Raw genomic sequence first — 15,995 nt, forward strand, 5'->3', positions numbered from 1 at the left:
GACGATGCCGCGTGCATGGTCGCCGTGCGTGACGATGCTGCCGGCGTTGGTGACGGTGACCTTGCCGCCGCCGCCGCCGCTGGCCCCGGTGCCGCCGATGCCGACGAGACCGCTGGCGTTCGACGAGCTGCCGCCGCTGCCGCCGATGGACTGCGCGAAGATGCCGTCGGAGCCGGTGCCCGGGCGCGCCGGCGACGTGTCGCCGGGGTCGCGGTAGCCGGTCTCGATGCGCCCGCCGGCGGCCTGCGTGACGCTGACGTCGACGCCGCTGCCGCCGCTCTGGCCGGTGCCGCCGAGCGCGGCCAGGCCCCCAGGTGCCGCCGCCGCCACCGCCACCACCGCCGACGCTCTGGGCGAAGATGCCGCGCGCGAAGTCGCCGCGCGTGCGCACCAGCCCGCTGTTGGACACGCTGACCGTGCCGCCGGTGCCGCCGCCGGCCCCCGAACTGCCGAGCGTCACGAACAGGTTGCCCGACGAGCCCGACCAGCCGCCGCTGCCGCCGACGCTCTGCGCGAGGATGCCGTGCGCGAAGTCGCCGTCGGTGTCGACGATGCCGCCGGTGTAGCGGCCGAGTCCGTCACGCTCGCCGACGTTGAGCACCACGACCGGCCCGCCGTTGCCGGCCGCCCCGCCGCTGCCGGCCTGGCCACCCAGGCCCCACTGGCCACCGCCGCCGCCGCCGGTGCCGCTGACGCTCAAGGCCGACAGGCCGGTCGCGCCCTGCCCGTGGGTGACGATGCGGCCGCGATTGGTGAAGTTCACCGCCCCGCCGACGCTGGTGCCTCCGCCGACGCCGCCGCCGGGCGCGGCGTTGGCGTCGCCGCCGGCGCCGGCCTGGCCGCTCTGGCTGAAGGCGAACACGCCGGGCAGGTCCTTCGCGCCGCCGCTCAGCGTGACCGTCACGTCGCCGTCCAGCATGACGTTGACCGTCCCGGCAGCGCCGCCGTTGCCGCCCTTGCCGCCGTTCCAGAACGAGAACCAGGCGTCGCCGCCCTTGCCGCCGCTGCCGCCGACCGTGCCGACCTCCAGGCCGATGCGATTGTTCGCGTCGACGTCGATGCCGGCGAAGGTGCGTGTCAGGTCGCCGGCGGGGCCGCCGTGGCCGCCGTCGCCGGGCGGCACGAACAGCGCGCCGGTGCGGCCGGTGCCGCCGTTGCTGCCGCGCAGCACGACCTGGATGCCGCCGCTCGTGACCACGTCGACCGGGTCGACGTCGGTGGAGCCGGTGTCGCCGCCGCCGCTGAACTCGGCCTGCAGCTCGACCCAGGGCTGCACGATCTCCAGCGTCGCCGTCCGCGGCGTCGGCGCCTGCGGCTCGAAGGTCAGCGTCACGGCATTGGCCGCCGCGTCGCGGGCCAGGATCGTCAGCGCCTGCGGGCTCGCGCCGGGGCCGTACAGCAGCTCGCCGACCTCCTTGACGACGAAGACGTAACCGTCGGAGGTGCGGACGTAGGCGACGCTGCCGGCGGTCGGCGTGCCGGCCGGGTCGAGCACGAGTTCGGTGACCGTGACGTCCAGCCCGGTGAGCGGGTTGCGCACGACGTCATCGACGACCGAGGTCTTGCCCGGCTGCGGCGGCGGGGGCGGCGGATCGGCGGCGAAGGCCGCCGGCAGCGCCGCACCCAGGCAGCCGGCGAGGGCCAGACGCCGCAGCGCGCTCGCCGTGCGGGCCCGTGCCGGCGAGCCGGTGGCCGCCTTGCCCCGGCTGCGGCAGATCTCGGCGACGACGACCCAGGCGTTGCGGGCCGTGCTCCAGACGATCCGGTGGAACCCGTTGAGTCCGTGCGCTTTCATCTGATCGCCCCGGTGAGTTGTGACCAAACACAACCTAGGCTTTCAGATGCAGAGGACCGTGACGCCGCACAAGCGCACGGTCGGCGGCCGCAGCCGCCTCCCTAATCCGGCGGGCCGCGCAGGAGGCGCCCGCCGGATCGGCCAGCCCGGCTCAGCGGGCGAGCTTGGCGGCCTCGGCCTCCATGCGCGTGACCAGTTCGTCGAGCTGGTCGACGACGGCCTGCACGGTCTGGCGCTGCGTCAGGTCGACGCCGGCCTTGAGCAGCTGCTTCATAGGCTGGTCGTTGCCGCCCGAGGACAGCAGCTCCAGGTAGCGCTTGACGGCGGCTTCGCGCCCGGCCTTCGGGCCCTCGGTCATCGCCTTGAACAGCTGCGCCGACGAGGCGAAGCAGGTGGCGTACTGGTAGACGTAATAGGGCGAGTTGAAGAAGTGCGGGATGCGCGCCCAGGTGTACTGGTAGAACTCGTCGTGGGTGATCGCGTCGCCCCAGTACTCCTTCAGCAGGCCGGCGTAGAGCTTGTTCAGCACCTCGGTGGTCACCGGCTCGTCGCGCTCGACGAGCTGGTGCGCACGCAGCTCGAAGTCGGCGAACAGCACCTGCGTGTAGAAGGTGCCGACGATCGCGTCGACGGCCTCCTGCAGCAGCAGGAAACGCTCCTTCGGGTCGGTGGTCTGCTTGAGCAGGTGCTCGAGCAGGAAACGTTCGTTGGTCGTCGACGCGACCTCGGCGACGAAGATCGTGTAGTCAGCGGTGGCGTACGGCTGGTGCTCGGTCGACAGCAGCGTGTGCATCGCGTGCCCCGCCTCGTGGGCGAAGGTGAACATCGCGTCGCGCGTGTCGTTGTAGTTCAGCAGCATGTACGGGCCGACGCCGTAGACGCCGGCGCTGTAGGCGCCGCTGCGCTTGCCGTCGTTCTCGTAGACGTCGACACGCCCCGGGGCGATGGCCTTCTGGTAACGCTGCACGTAGCCCTGGCCCAGCGGCGCGATCGAGGCCGTGGCCTGGCGGCGCGCCTCCTCGTACGGCCAGGTCTTGTCGCTGCGGAAAACCGGCACGAACTGGTCGTACAGGTGGTAGCTGGGCAGCCCCAGCAGGCGCTGGCGCAGCTTGGCGTAACGCTGCAGCGGGCCGGTGCCCTGGCGCGCGACCTCGATCAGCGTCTCGACGACCTGGCGCGGGATCGCGTTCTCGTCGAGCGCCGCGTCCAGCGTCGTCGGGAAGTTGCGCGCACGGGCGACGAACCAGTCGCGCTGCAGGATGCCTTCGTAGATCGCGGCGTAGGTGTGCGCGGTCTGGCCGTAGGTGCCGACGTGCGCGGCGGCGGCGGCGGCGCGGTCGGCCTGCACCGTGCTCTCGGACAGCAGGGCCTGGTAGTTGGCCGGCGACAGCGTCAGCTCCTTGCCGTCGGACAGGCGGATCGTCGGGAACTTGATGTCCGAGGTGCTGAGCTCGCTGTAGATCGCGTTCGGCGCGCGGTTGGCGCGCGAGGCCAGCGCCATCAGGCGCTCGCCCTTCTCGTCGAGCACGTGCGCCTGACGGCGGAAGTTCTCGAGGATCGGGAAACGGTACGGCTTCAGCGCCGGCGTCTTGTCCAGCCACTCGCGCATCGTCGCCTCGGGCACCGTCAGCAGCTCGGGCGTGAACCAGGCGCTGGCGGCGTCGAACTTGGCGAACAGCGCGCCGACCCGCTGGAAGCGGCCGGCGACGTTCTGGTCACGCGTGTCGGTGTCGCGCTGCAGCTGCGGGTAGCGGTAGATGCGGTACTGCAGCTGGCCGATCTCGTCATAGGCCTTGTAGGCGGCGAGCACCGCATCGGGGCCGTTCTTCAGCGTGCCCTGCAGCTTGGCGAAGGCGTCGATGCGCTGGTCCATCTCGCGCATGCCGGCCTCCCAGGCCTCCCAGCTGGCGTAGATCGGGCTGAAGTCCCAGCGGTACTGCGCCGGGATGTCGGCACGCACGCGGCTGGCGGGCTTGGCCGCCATCGCGGAGGCGGCCATCGAGACGGCTGCGGCGCAGACGGCGCCGGCGACGAAGGTGTGCATCTTCAAGGTGTGGCGGGCGCGGCCTCGACGGCCGCACGGGGATTCTGCGGTGGATCGGAACCCGGGGCGGCGGCAAGGGTCGGCCCGGCGGAACTGCAAAGTGTTGGGGCCGGGCGCGACGGAGGTCAAGCGTGGTGCGACGAACGCCTCAGTTGGCGCGACCAAGCTGCTTGACCCGGGCCATCGCCAGCGCCGCCGCGGCGGTGCGCGTCTCGACGCCGAGCTTCTCGAACACGTGCTCCAGGTGCTTGGTGACGGTGCGGTGGCTGGTGCCGAGGATGTCGCCGATGTCGCGGTTGGTCTTGCCCTGCACCACCCAGTACAGCACCTCGGCCTCGCGCGCGGTGAGCTCCAGCGCCAGCGACATGGCCTCGACGATCGCCGCGTCGTCGCTCTCGCGCATCACGACCAGCCATTCGCCCGGCACCGGCTCGCCGCCGTCGTCGGGCATCGGGTGCAGCGCGAAGGCGATGCGGCGCGCGCCGCGGGCCACCGTCAGCCCGGCCGGCTCGGCACCGGCGCGGCGGCGCAGCGACTCGCGTGCGACCCAGGCCATCAGCTCGGGCGGGGTGTCGGTGTCCTCGCCGCCGAAGTGTTCGGCCAGCATGCGCCGCGCCAGCGCCGTCTGCCACAGCCGGCGGCCGTCGCGCTCGCGCACGACCATCGTCGCGTGGCCGAAGGCGTCGAGCGCGTTGCGCGCCTGGCGCTGGCTGCGCGCCTGGTGCAGGTGCGCGGCGATGCGCGCCAGCACCTCGCGCGGGCGGATCGGCTTGGTGACGTAGTCGGTGCCGCCGGCGCCGAAGGCGGCGACGACGTGTTCGGTCTCGGTGAGCCCGGTCATGAAGACGATCGGGATCGGCGCCGTCTCCGGGTCGGCCTTCAGCCGGCGCGCGGTCTCGAAGCCGTCCAGCCCCGGCATCACCGCGTCGAGCAGCACGATGTCGGGCTGGGCGCGCGCGGCCAGCGTCAGCGCCGCCTCGCCCGAGGTGGCGACGAGCACCGTGTAGCCGGCCTCGTCGAGCGAGTCGTTGAGCAGCGCCAGGTTCTCGGGCACGTCGTCGACGACGAGCACGACGTCGGCGGCGTCGCGCTCGTCGAGGGGCGAGGCGTCAGGCGGCACGGGGTTCATCGAGAGCCTTGTCCAGGATGTCGTTCATCGTCTCGTAGTTGAACTGGCGCGCCAGCAGCCGCATGCGGGCGGCGAAGCCGGCGTGCGCCGGGTCGGCGGCCTCGATGGCGGCGAGCTGGCGCGCGACGCCGCGCACGTGGCCCAGGGCGAGCGCGTCGCGCAGCGGGCGCAGCAGCTCGGGCGGCGGCAGCGGTGCGTCGGCCGGCGGCGGCGGCGGCGCGGGTTCGGGCACGCGTGCGCCGTAGCGCCAGTCCAGCCCCAGGCGCCCCCCCAGCCAGTCGAGCAGTTCGCCGACCCGCACCGGCTTGACGAGGAAATCCTCGCCCGGCAGGCCGACGTCGTTGTCCAGCTTCTTGTCGAAGGCGTTGGCCGAGACCACCGCCAGCGGCATCCCGTGGCCGGCGGCGCGCAGCCGGCGGATCGTCTCCCAGCCGTCGATGCCGGGCATCGCCAGGTCCATGAAGACGGCGTCGTAGGGCGCGTCGGCGGCCAGGCGCGCGAGCGCGGCCTCGCCGGTGGCGGCGCCCTCGACCTCGAAACCCAGCGGCTGCAGCAGGTCGGCGACGAGGCGGCGGTCGGCCTCCTCGTTGTCGACCGCCAGCACGCGTCGGCGCCGGCCTTCGTAGCCGACGCGGCGTGCGCGCAGCGCGTCGACCTCGGGCGCCGCGACGGCGACCTCGGGCACGAAGAGGCGGATGCGGAAGGTGGTGCCGCGGCCGGGCTCGCTGGCCACCGTCATCTCGCCGCCCATCAGCTCGCAGAGCATGCGTGCGATCGTCAGCCCCAGCCCGGTCGAGCCGACCGACTGGCCGCTGGCCGCCGAACCGCGTTCGAAAGGCTCGAAGACCCGCGCCAGCTCGTCGGCCGTCATGCCCGGGCCGGTGTCCTCGATCTCGAAACGCGCCATCTCGCGCTGGTGGGCCACGCGCAGCGTCACCTGGCCGGCCTGGGTGAACTTGATCGCGTTGCCCAGCAGGTTGATGAGGATCTGGCGCAGCCGCTTCTCGTCGGCACGCACGACCGCCGGCAGGCGGCCGTCGACGGCGAAGCGGAAGGCCAGGCCGCGGCCGGCGGCCTGCAGCTCGAACATCCGCGCGATCTCGGCCAGGCCGTCGGCGAAACGCATCGGCCGCACGTCCAGCGCCAGCTTGCCGGACTCGATGCGCGCGATGTCCAGCGTGCCTTCGATCAGGCTCAAGAGGTGGTCGCCGCCGCGGCGGATCACGGCCACCGCCTGACGGCGGTGCGGCGGCATCGCCTCGTCCTCCTCCAGCAGTTGGGCGTAGCCGAGGATGCTGTTGAGCGGCGTGCGCAGCTCGTGGCTGATGGTCGTGATGTAGCGGCTCTTGGCGCGGTTGGCGGCCTCGGCGTGGCCGCGCGCACGGTCGGCTTCCTCGCGTGCGGCCTGCAGCGCGGCGTCGGTGCGCGCGTGCGACTCGATCTCGCGCTGCAGCGCCAGCGTCTGGCGGTTGGACTCCTCCTGCGCCGCGGCGCGGCTGCGGTGCGCGAGCACGCCCCACCAGACGCCGACGCCGGCGGCGATCCACAGCAGCAGGAAGCTGCTGACGAAACCCTGGGCCAGCGTCGGCCCCAGCGCCGCGGCCTGATCGCCCAGCAGGCGCAGCGCCTGGCGGTGGGCGATGCCCAGCACCAGCGCCAGCGCCGGCGTGACGAGGCCCATCAGCAACAGGTAGTCGGCCAGCCCGGCGTCGAGCTGCGGCGCCATGCGCGCCGGCAGCAGCCGCGAGAGCAGCGCGCGCCACTGCGCGAACAGCTTCGCGCGCGGTTTGCAGAGGTCGTGGCAGCGTGCGTCCAGCGTGCAGCACAGGCTGCAGATCGCCGCCTGGTAGGCCGGGCAGAAGGCCATGTCCTCGGTCTCGTACTCGCGTTCGCAGACCGTGCAGCGGTGGCGCAGCCGGGCGTAGCGGCCGGCCGCGAGGTCGGAGTCCGGGGTCAGGTCCGCGCGGGAGTCCGGGGTCAGGTCCGCGCGGGAGTCCGGGGTCAGGTCCGCGCGGGACCTGACCCCAGGCTTCGCAGACTCCGTGCCCCCGGTCTGGCGCGGCGCGTCCTCCGCCACGATCGGGATCGCGCCGGCCGGCAGCGTGGGCAGCGTGCTGGTGCGCGCGAGGTAGTAGCGGCCCTTCGTCGCCCAGGCGATCAGCGGCGAGCAGACGAAGGCCGTGACCAGCGCGATCGCCGCCGAATAGGCTTGCGCCAGCTCGCCGAAGGCGCCCAGGTGCGCGGCCACCGACAGCGCCGAGGCGATGCCCATCGCGCCGACGCCGACCGGGTTGATGTCGTACAGGTGGGCCCGCTTGAACTCGATGCCCGGCGGCGACCAGCCGAGCGGCTTGTTGACGACGAGGTCGGCGACGACCGCCATCATCCAGGCGATGGCCACGTTGGCGTACAGCCCGAGCACGTGCGACAGCGCCTGGAAGACGTTCATCTCCATCAGCACCAGCGCGATGCCGGTGTTGAACACCATCCAGACGACGCGCCCCGGGTGGGCGTGCGTCAGCCGCGAGAAGAAGTTGCTCCAGGCCAGCGAGCCGGCGTAGGCGTTGGTGACGTTGATCTTCAGCTGCGAGACGAGCACGAAGGCCGCCGTCACCGCGACCGCGACGCCGTAGTCGGAGAACACCGTCTCGTAGGCCGCGAGGTACATCTGGTTCGGGTCGACGGCACGCTCCAGCGGCACCATGCGCGTGATCGCCAGATAGGCCAGCAGCGCGCCGCCGAGCATCTTCAGCACGCCCGGCAGCACCCAGCCCGGGCCGCCGGCCAGCACCGCCAGATGCCAGCGCCAGCCACCGCGGTTCGCCTTCTCCGGCATGAAACGCAGGTAGTCGGCCTGCTCGCCCATCTGCGTGATCAGCGCGATGCCGACCGTGGTCGCGGCGCCGAAGGCCAGGCCGTCGAAGCCGGTGATGCCATGTTCGCCGCCATAGGCCGAGAGCCCGGCCAGCAGATCGGGCTCGGCACGGAAGACGAAGACGTAGGGCACGACCAGCATCGCGATCCACAGCGGCTGGGTCCAGACCTGCAGCCGGCTGATCGCCGTGACGCCGTGCGTCACCAGCGGGATGACGACCAGCGCGCAGAGCAGGTAACCCAGCGCCGGCGGGATGTCGAGGGCCAGCTCCAGCGCGTAGGCCATCACCGCCGCCTCGAGGGCGAAGAAGATGAAGGTGAAGCTCGCGTAGATCAGCGAGGTGATCGTCGAGCCGATGTAGCCGAAGCCGGCGCCGCGTGTCAGCAGGTCCATGTCGACGCCGTGGCGTGCGGCGTAGACGCTGATCGGCCAGCCGGCGAGGAAGATCACGAGGCCGGTGGCCAGGATCGCCAGCGCCGCGTTGACGAAGCCGTACTGCACCAGCAGCGTCGCGCCGACGGCTTCGAGGATCAGGAAGGACGCGGCGCCGAAGGCCGTGTTGGCGACACGCCACTCGCTCCAGCGGCGGAACGAGCGCGGCGTGAAACGCAGCGCGTAGTCCTCGATCGTCTCGCGCGCGACCCAGGCGTTGTAGTCGCGGCGTGTCTTGACGACACGCTGCGGCGCTTCGGCAGGGGTGGCGGCGGTGTCGGCCAGCGGACTCATCGGGCACTGGCAATCAAGAACTGCACCAGCCATAACATGGCGCCGGACTTGCAGGCGAGGCGCGCATGGACCTGACTCCCCGAGAAAAAGACAAGCTGCTGATCTTCACCGCCGCGTTGCTGGCCGAGCGCCGCAAGGCGCGCGGGCTGAAGCTCAACGTGCCGGAATCGATCGCGCTGATCACCGCGGCCATCCTGGAAGGCGCGCGCGACGGCCGCACGGTGGCCGAGCTGATGAGCGAAGGCAAGCAGGTGCTGCGCCGCGACGAGGTGATGGACGGCGTGCCCGAGCTGATCCCGGAGATTCAGGTCGAGGCGACCTTCCCCGACGGCACCAAGTTGGTGACCGTGCACCAACCGATCGCATGAGGACGGCGATGATCCCCGGAGAACTGCTGATCGACGACGGCGAGCTCACGCTCAACCCCGGCCGCCCGGCGCTGACGCTGGTCGTCGAGAACACCGGCGACCGCCCGATCCAGGTCGGCTCGCACTACCACTTCGCCGAGACCAACCCGGCGCTCAGCTTCGACCGTGCCGCGGCACGCGGCCTGCGGCTGGACATCGCCAGCGGCACCGCGGTGCGTTTCGAGCCCGGCCAGCAGCGCACCGTGCAGCTGGTGCCCTACGGCGGCGAGCGCCGCGTCTTTGGCTTCCGGGCCGAGATCCAGGGAGCGCTGTGATGAGCACGAGCATCGGACGGCGCGCCTACGCCGAGATGTACGGCCCGACGCTGGGCGACCGCGTGCGCCTGGCCGACACCGAGCTGATCGTCGAGGTCGAGGCCGACTACACGCTGCGCGCCGGCGGTTACGGCGAGGAAGTGAAGTTCGGCGGCGGCAAGACGATCCGCGACGGCATGGGCCAGGGCCAGGCGGTCAACGGCCCCGGCCACCACGAGGCGGCCGACTGCGTCATCACCAACGCGCTGATCATCGACCACTGGGGCATCGTCAAGGCCGACATCGGCCTGAAGGGCTGCCGCATCGCCGCCATCGGCAAGGCCGGCAACCCCGACGTGCAACCGGGTGTCGACATCGTCATCGGCCCGGGCACCGAGATCATCGCCGGCGAGGGGATGATCGTCACCGCCGGCGGCATCGACAGCCACATCCACTTCATCTGCCCGCAGCAGATCGACGAGGCGCTGAACTCCGGCGTCACGACGATGCTCGGCGGCGGCACCGGCCCGGCCACCGGCACCTTCGCGACGACCTGCACGCCGGGGCCGGAGAACCTGCACCGCATGCTGCAGGCCGCCGACGCGTTCCCGATGAACCTCGGTTTCCTCGGCAAGGGCAACGCCAGCCGGCCCGAGGCGCTGAGCCAGCAGATCGCCGCCGGCGCCATCGGCCTGAAGCTGCACGAGGACTGGGGCACGACGCCCAGCGCGATCGACAACTGCCTGGACATCGCCGAGGCGACCGACACCCAGGTCTCGATCCACAGCGACACGCTCAACGAGTCGGGCTTCGTCGAGGACACGATCGCCGCGACCAAGGGCCGCACGCTCTGCGCCTTCCACACCGAAGGCGCCGGCGGCGGCCACGCGCCGGACATCCTGCGCGTCGCCGGCGAAGCCAACTTCCTGCCCAGCAGCACCAACCCGACGATGCCCTACACCGCCAACACGGTGGACGAGCACCTGGACATGCTGATGGTCTGCCACCACCTCGACGCCGGCATCGCCGAGGACCTGGCCTTCGCCGAGAGCCGCATCCGCCGCGAGACCATCGCCGCCGAGGACGTGCTGCACGACCTGGGCGCGATCAGCATGATGAGCAGCGACAGCCAGGCGATGGGCCGCGTCGGCGAAGTCATCATCCGCACCTGGCAGACGGCGCACAAGATGAAGGTCCAGCGCGGCGCGCTGACCGGGGACACCGCCCGCAACGACAACAGCCGCGTCAAGCGCTACGTCGCCAAGTACACGATCAACCCGGCGATCGCCAACGGCATCGCGCACGAGGTCGGTTCGGTCGAGATCGGCAAGTGGGCCGACCTGGTGCTGTGGAAGCCGGCCTTCTTCGGCGTCAAGCCGAGCCTGGTGCTCAAGGGCGGCTTCATCGCCATCGCGGCGATGGGCGACCCCAACGCCAGCATCCCGACGCCGCAGCCGGTGCACTACCGGCCGATGTTCGGCAGCTTCGGCGGCGCCCGCGCCGCGACCTCGCTGACCTTCATCAGCCAGGCGGCGCTGCAGGCCGAGATCGGCGAGCAGCTCGGCCTGGCCAAGCGCCTGGCCGCGGTGCAGGGCTGCCGCCAGGTGAAGAAGGGCGACATGGTGCACAACGGCTGGCTGCCGACGATGGAGATCGACCCGCAGACCTACGAGGTGCGGGCCGACGGCCAGCTGCTGACCTGCGAGCCGGCGACGGTGCTGCCGCTGGCCCAGCGCTATTTCCTGTTTTAGCCCCCAAGCTCGCTAGCGCTCGCTACCCCCAGGGGGCTGAGCCCGGACGCGACCCGTCCTGTGGACGGGTCGTGCCTGGCGAAGGGCCGGGCCACTGGCCCGGCGCGGCCTGCAAGGCCGTCCGCCGACGGACCGGCAAAGCCGGCCCGTGGCGGGAAGCTTGATGGGCAAAGCAGCGGCGGCTACGCGTGCTCGCTGACAGGCCCCGACCAGTGTCTCAGGCCGCGACCGGCTCCGAGGCTTCGGCGATGCGCCGCGCCAGGTGCTCCAGCGCTTCCTCGACCTGGTCGACGAGCACCAGGCACAGGTCGCCGGGCTGCAGCGACTCGAGCGCCTGGTCGATGGCGACGAACTCGCCGTGGATCTCCTCGACGCGGCGGGTGCGCGGCGCGCCGCGCAGGCCTTCGCGCAGCAGCGCGATGACCTCGCCGTCGGCACGGCCGCGCTGGGCGGCGTCCTGGTACAGCAGCACCTCGTCGAAGGCGGCGCCCAGGATCTGCGTCTGCTCGCGGATGTCCTCGTCGCGGCGGTCGCCGGCGGCGCTGATGACGACCGAGCGGCGCTGGGCCGGCATCGCCTCGACGGCGCCGACCAGCGCGCGCATCGCGTCGGCGTTGTGGCCGTAGTCGGCGATGACCGTCGCGCCGCGGTAGTCCATGACGTTGAAGCGCCCCGGCGCGTTGTGCGCGTCGTTGACGAAGCTGGCCAGACCGGCGCTGACGGCGTCGAAGCTGAGGCCGCAGCCCCAGGCCGCGGCGACCGCGGCGAGCGCGTTCTCGACCTGGAAGCCGATCGTGCCGTTGCGGGTGAGCGGCACCTCGCGCAGCGGCACGCGGGCGCGCGCCGAGCCGTTGACGGCGACGATCGCGTCACCGTCGACGAACACCGTGCGCCCGCCCTGGGCGCGGTGCGCGACCATCGCCGGCAGGTGGCCGTCGACGGCGAACAGGATCACGCCGCCCGGGCAGTGCTGCGCCATCTGCAGCGTGATCGGGTCGGCGGCGTTGAGCACCGCGTAGCCGCTCTCGGCGACGTTCTGCACGATCACGCGCTTGAGCACCGCCAGGTCCTCGACCGTCGTGATGTAGTTCAGGCCGAGATGGTCGCCGGCGCCGACGTTGGTGACGACGGCGACCTGGCAGCGGTCGAAGCCCAGGCCTTCGCGCAGCATGCCGCCGCGTGCGGTCTCCAGCACCGCGGCTTCGGTGTCCGGGTGGGCGAGCACGTTGCGCGCGCTCTTCGGGCCGCTGCAGTCGCCGCTGTCGATCTGGTGGCCGTCGACCCAGACGCCGTCGGTGTTGGTCATGCCGACCTTGTAGCCGGCGGCGTTGAACAGGTGCGCGATGAGGCGCGAGACGGTGGTCTTGCCGTTCGTGCCGGTGACGGCGACGACCGGGATGCGGCCGTCCTGGCCGGCCGGGAACAGGCGCTCGACGATCGCCTCGCCGACCGCACGCGGCTTGCCGAAGCTCGGCGCCAGGTGCATGCGCAGGCCCGGCGCGGCGTTGACCTCGACGACGCCGCCGCGCTGCTGCTCCAGCGGCACGCCGACGCTCTCGCAGACCACGTCGACGCCGCAGATCTCCAGCCCGACCATGCGCGCCGCGGCCACCGCACGCGCGGCGACCTCGGGGTGCACGTCGTCGGTGACGTCGGTGGCGCTGCCGCCGGTGCTGAGGTTGGCGTTGTGGCGCAGCACGACCTTCTGGCCGTTGGCGGGCACCGCCTCGGGCGACAGGCCCAGCAGTTCCAGCCGCGCCAGCGCGACGTCGTCCAGGCGGATGCGCGTCAGCGCGGTGGCGTGGCCGTCGCCGCGACGCGGGTCGGCGTTCACCGCGTCGACGAGTTCGCGCACGCTGTGCACGCCGTCGCCGATGACGTAGGGCGGATCGCGGCGCGACGCGGCGACCAGCTTCTCGCCGACGACCAGCAGGCGGAAGTCGTGGCCGGGCAGGAACTGCTCGACCATCACCTCGCCGATCTCGTCGGCGGTGCGGTAGGCGGCCTCGAACTGGGCGCGGTCGGTGACGTTGACCGTCACGCCCTTGCCCTGGTTGCCGTCACGCGGCTTGACGACGACCGGCAGGCCGATCTCCATCGCCGCCGCCCAGCCGTCCTCGAGGTCGGTGACCGGGCGGCCACGCGGCACCGGCACGCCGGCCGAGGCCAGCAGGCGCTTGCTGAGATCCTTGTCCTGGGCGATCGACTCGGCCACCGCGCCGGTGGAATCGACCTCGGCGGCCCAGATGCGGCGCATGCGTGCGCCCCAGCCGAACTGCACCAGGCTGCCGTCGGTCAGGCGCCGGTACGGCACGCCGCGCGCCAGCGCGGCGGCGACGATGGAGCCGGTGCTCGGGCCCAGGCGCACGTCTTCGTCGATGGCACGCAGCTCGGCCACCGCAGCCTCGGTGTCGAAGGCCTCGCCGGCGACGGCCGCGGCCAGCAGCTGCTGCGCGAGCTCCAGCGCGCGGCGGCCGACCTTCTCCTCGGTGTACTCGACGACGATCTGGTAGACGCCGGCCTCGGGCGCCGCGGCAGTGCGCGAGAACGACACGCGGCAGCCGGCGCGCGCCTGCAGCGCCAGCGCCAGACGCTCGAGCCAGCGCGCCATCGTCACCGGCTCGTGGGTGCCGACCGGACGCACCGGCGAGACCTCGGGCAGGGCCTCGCGCAGCCGGCGTTCGAGCGCCGAACCGGCCTCGATCGCCGACTCCTCGGCCGTGCAGCGCACGATGGCTTCGATCGCCGTGTGCCGGCTCCAGAGATTGGGACCGCGCAGCGCGCGGATGCGGGTGACGTCCATGGCGTCCTCAGCGGATGTCGGCAGGGGTCTGCGGGTCGAAGGTGTCCAGGCCGGCGGCCAGCAGCGCCGGCGCCAGGCCGAAGGCCCAGGCGGCGGCGACGGCCGGCAGCAGCACGGCGGCGGGCAGCGGCGAGCGGCCGCGCACGTTCAGTGGCGTCTCGGCGTGGCCTTCGCAGAGCCAGAGGCGGCCTTCGCGCAGCAGCACGGCATGGCCGCCGCGTTCGCGGTGATCGGCCAGCGCGGCGGCGTCAGTGGCGTAGAGCGTGACCTCGCCGTCGCAGTGCTCGGCCAGCGCCGCGATGCGGGCGTCGTCGGCGTTGAGCACGCCGATGCCGTCGGCCAGCACCACGTCCATCTGCGTGCGCAGCACCCGCGGCAGGTCGTCGGCGGCGTGGATGTCGTGGCGCTCCAGCGCCGCGGCACCGTCGAGATCGGTGACGACGCCGATGCGGCAGCGGTCGTAGACCAGGCCTTCGTCGAGGATCGTCGCGGCGCCGTTCTCGAACACGGCGGCGTCGACCTCGCGGTTGAGCAGCAGGCGCTCGGAGATGTCGCCGCGTGTCGCGTCGCGTTCGTCGATGCGGCGCGTGTCGAGGAACAGGCCGTCGCGGCAGGCCAGGCCGACGTGGTGGCCCGACAGCTGCAGCAGCCAGGCGACGAGGCGCGCGACCGGCGTCGCCGCGTCACCGCCGGCGATGCCGACGATCGGGATGCGGCCGTCGTCGCCGGGCGGGAACAGGTGATCGATGATCGCCTGGCCCACCGGGCGCGGCGAACCGACCGCCGGCTTGGTGTGCGCCAGCAGCCCGGGGCCGGCGTTGACCTCGACGACGGCGGCGTGCTGGCCGCGCAGCGGGCGCGTGATGTCCTGCGCGACGAGGTCGATGCCGGCGATGTCCAGGCCGACGGTGCGCGCCGCCAGCGAGGCGATGCGCGCGAAGTCGGGGTGGACCTCGTCGGTGCAGTCGATGGCGACGTTGCCGTTGCGCTGGATCAGCACGCGGCGGCCGGCGGCCGGCACGTCGTCGGGGTCGAGGTTCTGGCGGCGCAGGTCGACGAGGATCGCGCCGTCCTCGCGCACGCGGATGCGGCCCAGCGGGTGGTCCTCGGTCTCGCCGCGGCGCGGGTCGCTGTTGAGCTGGGCCTCGACGAGCTCGACGACCGTGCTGCGGCCGTCGCCGACGACCCAGGCGGCCTCGCCGCGCGCGGCGGCGACCATCCGGCCGGCGACGACGAGCAGGCGGTGCTCGTCGCCGGGGATGTAGCGCTCGACGATGACCTCGCTGCCTTCGGCGTCGGCGACGGCGAAGGCGGCCTCGATCTGGTCGCGCGTGCGCAGGTCCAGCGTGACGCCGCGGCCGTGGTTGCCGTCGCTGGGCTTGACGGCCACCGGCAGGCCGACGTCCTCGGCGATGTCCCAGGCGTCGGCGGCGCTGGCGGCGACGCGGCCCTCGGGCACCGGCACGCCGACGGCGGCCAGCAGGCGCTTGGTCAGGTCCTTGTCGCGCGCGATGCCTTCGGCGATGGCGCTGGTGCGGTCGGTCTCGGCGGTCCAGATGCGGTGCTGGCGCTTGCCGTGGCCGAGCTGCACCAGGTTGCCGTCGTTCAGGCGCAGGTGCGGGATGCGGCGCTCGGTGGCCGAGGCGACGATGTGCGCCGTGCTCGGGCCCAGGTAGGCGCGGTCGATGGCGTCGCGCACGGCCTGCACGGCGGCGGCGACCTCGAAGCCGCGGCCGTTGATCGCCGCCATCAGCAGCGCGTGGCCTTGCTGCAGCGCACAACGTGCGACGGCTTCGTCACGGGCGCGGAAGACCATGCGGTAGATGCCGGTCTTGGACGTGCTGCGCGTCTGGCCGAAGCCGGTGGGCATGCCGGCCAGGTTCAGCAGCTCGATGACGACGTGCTCGAGCACGTGGCCCATCCAGGTGCCGCCGCGCAGGCGCTGGATGAAGCCGCCGCGCTCGCCGACGCCGCAGTGGTGCTCCTCCAGCGCCGGCAGCAGCGCCAGCAATCGGTCGACGAAACCGGGCAGCTGGTCCGACGGATGCTGTTCCAGCTCGCCCAGGTCGAGCCAGACCTCCAGCGCCGAGCGGTAGGTCCAGAGGTTGGGGCCGCGCAGATAGGTGACGCGCAGCAGGCGGATGTCGTCGAAGATCTTCATCGTGTTCGTGCGTTTTTCGCTCCGGAGCGACATGCGGCGTGAATTCGTGG

General features: G+C 72.5%; 9 protein-coding genes. 3 read left to right on the forward strand and 6 right to left on the reverse strand.

The window, feature by feature from the left end:
• The 4 genes from RBXJA2T_RS19940 to RBXJA2T_RS07740 all read right to left on the reverse strand — a co-directional run.
• Window positions 1-1,795, reverse strand: a 1,795-nt coding sequence (locus RBXJA2T_RS19940; RefSeq protein ID WP_009856780.1) for an ESPR domain-containing protein, incomplete at its 3' end; no start/stop codon positions are given.
• A gap of 151 nt (window positions 1,796-1,946) precedes the next feature.
• Window positions 1,947-3,839, reverse strand: coding sequence for an oligoendopeptidase F (gene pepF / locus RBXJA2T_RS07730; protein WP_230762788.1), 1,893 nt, complete (start codon window positions 3,837-3,839; stop codon window positions 1,947-1,949).
• 148 nt (window positions 3,840-3,987) lie between these two features.
• The gene (locus RBXJA2T_RS07735) at window positions 3,988-4,968 is read right to left on the reverse strand and encodes a response regulator (protein ID WP_009856782.1); all 981 of its coding nucleotides are present in this window, start codon (window positions 4,966-4,968) and stop codon (window positions 3,988-3,990) included.
• Entirely contained in the window at window positions 4,949-8,569 is a 3,621-nt protein-coding gene (locus RBXJA2T_RS07740) for a hybrid sensor histidine kinase/response regulator (protein WP_009856783.1), read from the reverse strand. Before RBXJA2T_RS07740 ends, RBXJA2T_RS07735 begins: the two co-directional genes overlap by 20 nt.
• A gap of 65 nt (window positions 8,570-8,634) precedes the next feature.
• On the opposite strand from RBXJA2T_RS07740, the gene RBXJA2T_RS07745 reads away from it, so the two are divergent.
• From RBXJA2T_RS07745 to ureC, 3 genes are read left to right on the forward strand one after another with little or no spacing between them, the layout of a single operon-like run.
• Window positions 8,635-8,937, forward strand: coding sequence for an urease subunit gamma (locus RBXJA2T_RS07745; RefSeq protein ID WP_009856784.1), 303 nt, complete (start codon window positions 8,635-8,637; stop codon window positions 8,935-8,937).
• Window positions 8,938-8,945: 8 nt separating this feature from the next.
• The gene (locus tag RBXJA2T_RS07750; RefSeq protein WP_009856785.1) at window positions 8,946-9,251 is read left to right on the forward strand and encodes an urease subunit beta; all 306 of its coding nucleotides are present in this window, start codon (window positions 8,946-8,948) and stop codon (window positions 9,249-9,251) included.
• Entirely contained in the window at window positions 9,251-10,981 is a 1,731-nt protein-coding gene (ureC, locus tag RBXJA2T_RS07755) for an urease subunit alpha (RefSeq protein ID WP_009856786.1), read from the forward strand. Before RBXJA2T_RS07750 ends, ureC begins: the two co-directional genes overlap by 1 nt.
• A gap of 217 nt (window positions 10,982-11,198) precedes the next feature.
• On the opposite strand, the gene cphA is transcribed toward ureC, so the two are convergent.
• Both cphA and RBXJA2T_RS07765 read right to left on the reverse strand, forming a co-directional pair.
• Window positions 11,199-13,784, reverse strand: coding sequence for a cyanophycin synthetase (cphA, locus tag RBXJA2T_RS07760; protein ID WP_009856787.1), 2,586 nt, complete (start codon window positions 13,782-13,784; stop codon window positions 11,199-11,201).
• 7 nt (window positions 13,785-13,791) lie between these two features.
• Entirely contained in the window at window positions 13,792-15,945 is a 2,154-nt protein-coding gene (locus RBXJA2T_RS07765; protein ID WP_009856788.1) for a cyanophycin synthetase, read from the reverse strand.
• Between the last annotated feature and the right edge of the window lie 50 nt (window positions 15,946-15,995).

It is taken from the genome of Rubrivivax benzoatilyticus JA2 = ATCC BAA-35 (assembly GCF_000190375.1).
Lineage (GTDB): Bacteria > Pseudomonadota > Gammaproteobacteria > Burkholderiales > Burkholderiaceae_C > Rubrivivax > Rubrivivax benzoatilyticus.

What these genes read in the sequence shown, in the direction of transcription:
- ureC (WP_009856786.1), top strand. Translation starts at nt 9,251, where the DNA reads ATGAGCACGAGCATCGGACGGCGCGCCTACGCCGAGATGTACGGCCCG.
- RBXJA2T_RS07740 (WP_009856783.1), bottom strand. Translation starts at nt 8,569, where the DNA reads ATGAGTCCGCTGGCCGACACCGCCGCCACCCCTGCCGAAGCGCCGCAG.
- RBXJA2T_RS07735 (WP_009856782.1), bottom strand. Translation starts at nt 4,968, where the DNA reads ATGAACCCCGTGCCGCCTGACGCCTCGCCCCTCGACGAGCGCGACGCC.
- pepF (WP_230762788.1), bottom strand. Translation starts at nt 3,839, where the DNA reads ATGCACACCTTCGTCGCCGGCGCCGTCTGCGCCGCAGCCGTCTCGATG.
- RBXJA2T_RS07750 (WP_009856785.1), top strand. Translation starts at nt 8,946, where the DNA reads ATGATCCCCGGAGAACTGCTGATCGACGACGGCGAGCTCACGCTCAAC.
- cphA (WP_009856787.1), bottom strand. Translation starts at nt 13,784, where the DNA reads ATGGACGTCACCCGCATCCGCGCGCTGCGCGGTCCCAATCTCTGGAGC.
- RBXJA2T_RS07745 (WP_009856784.1), top strand. Translation starts at nt 8,635, where the DNA reads ATGGACCTGACTCCCCGAGAAAAAGACAAGCTGCTGATCTTCACCGCC.
- RBXJA2T_RS07765 (WP_009856788.1), bottom strand. Translation starts at nt 15,945, where the DNA reads ATGAAGATCTTCGACGACATCCGCCTGCTGCGCGTCACCTATCTGCGC.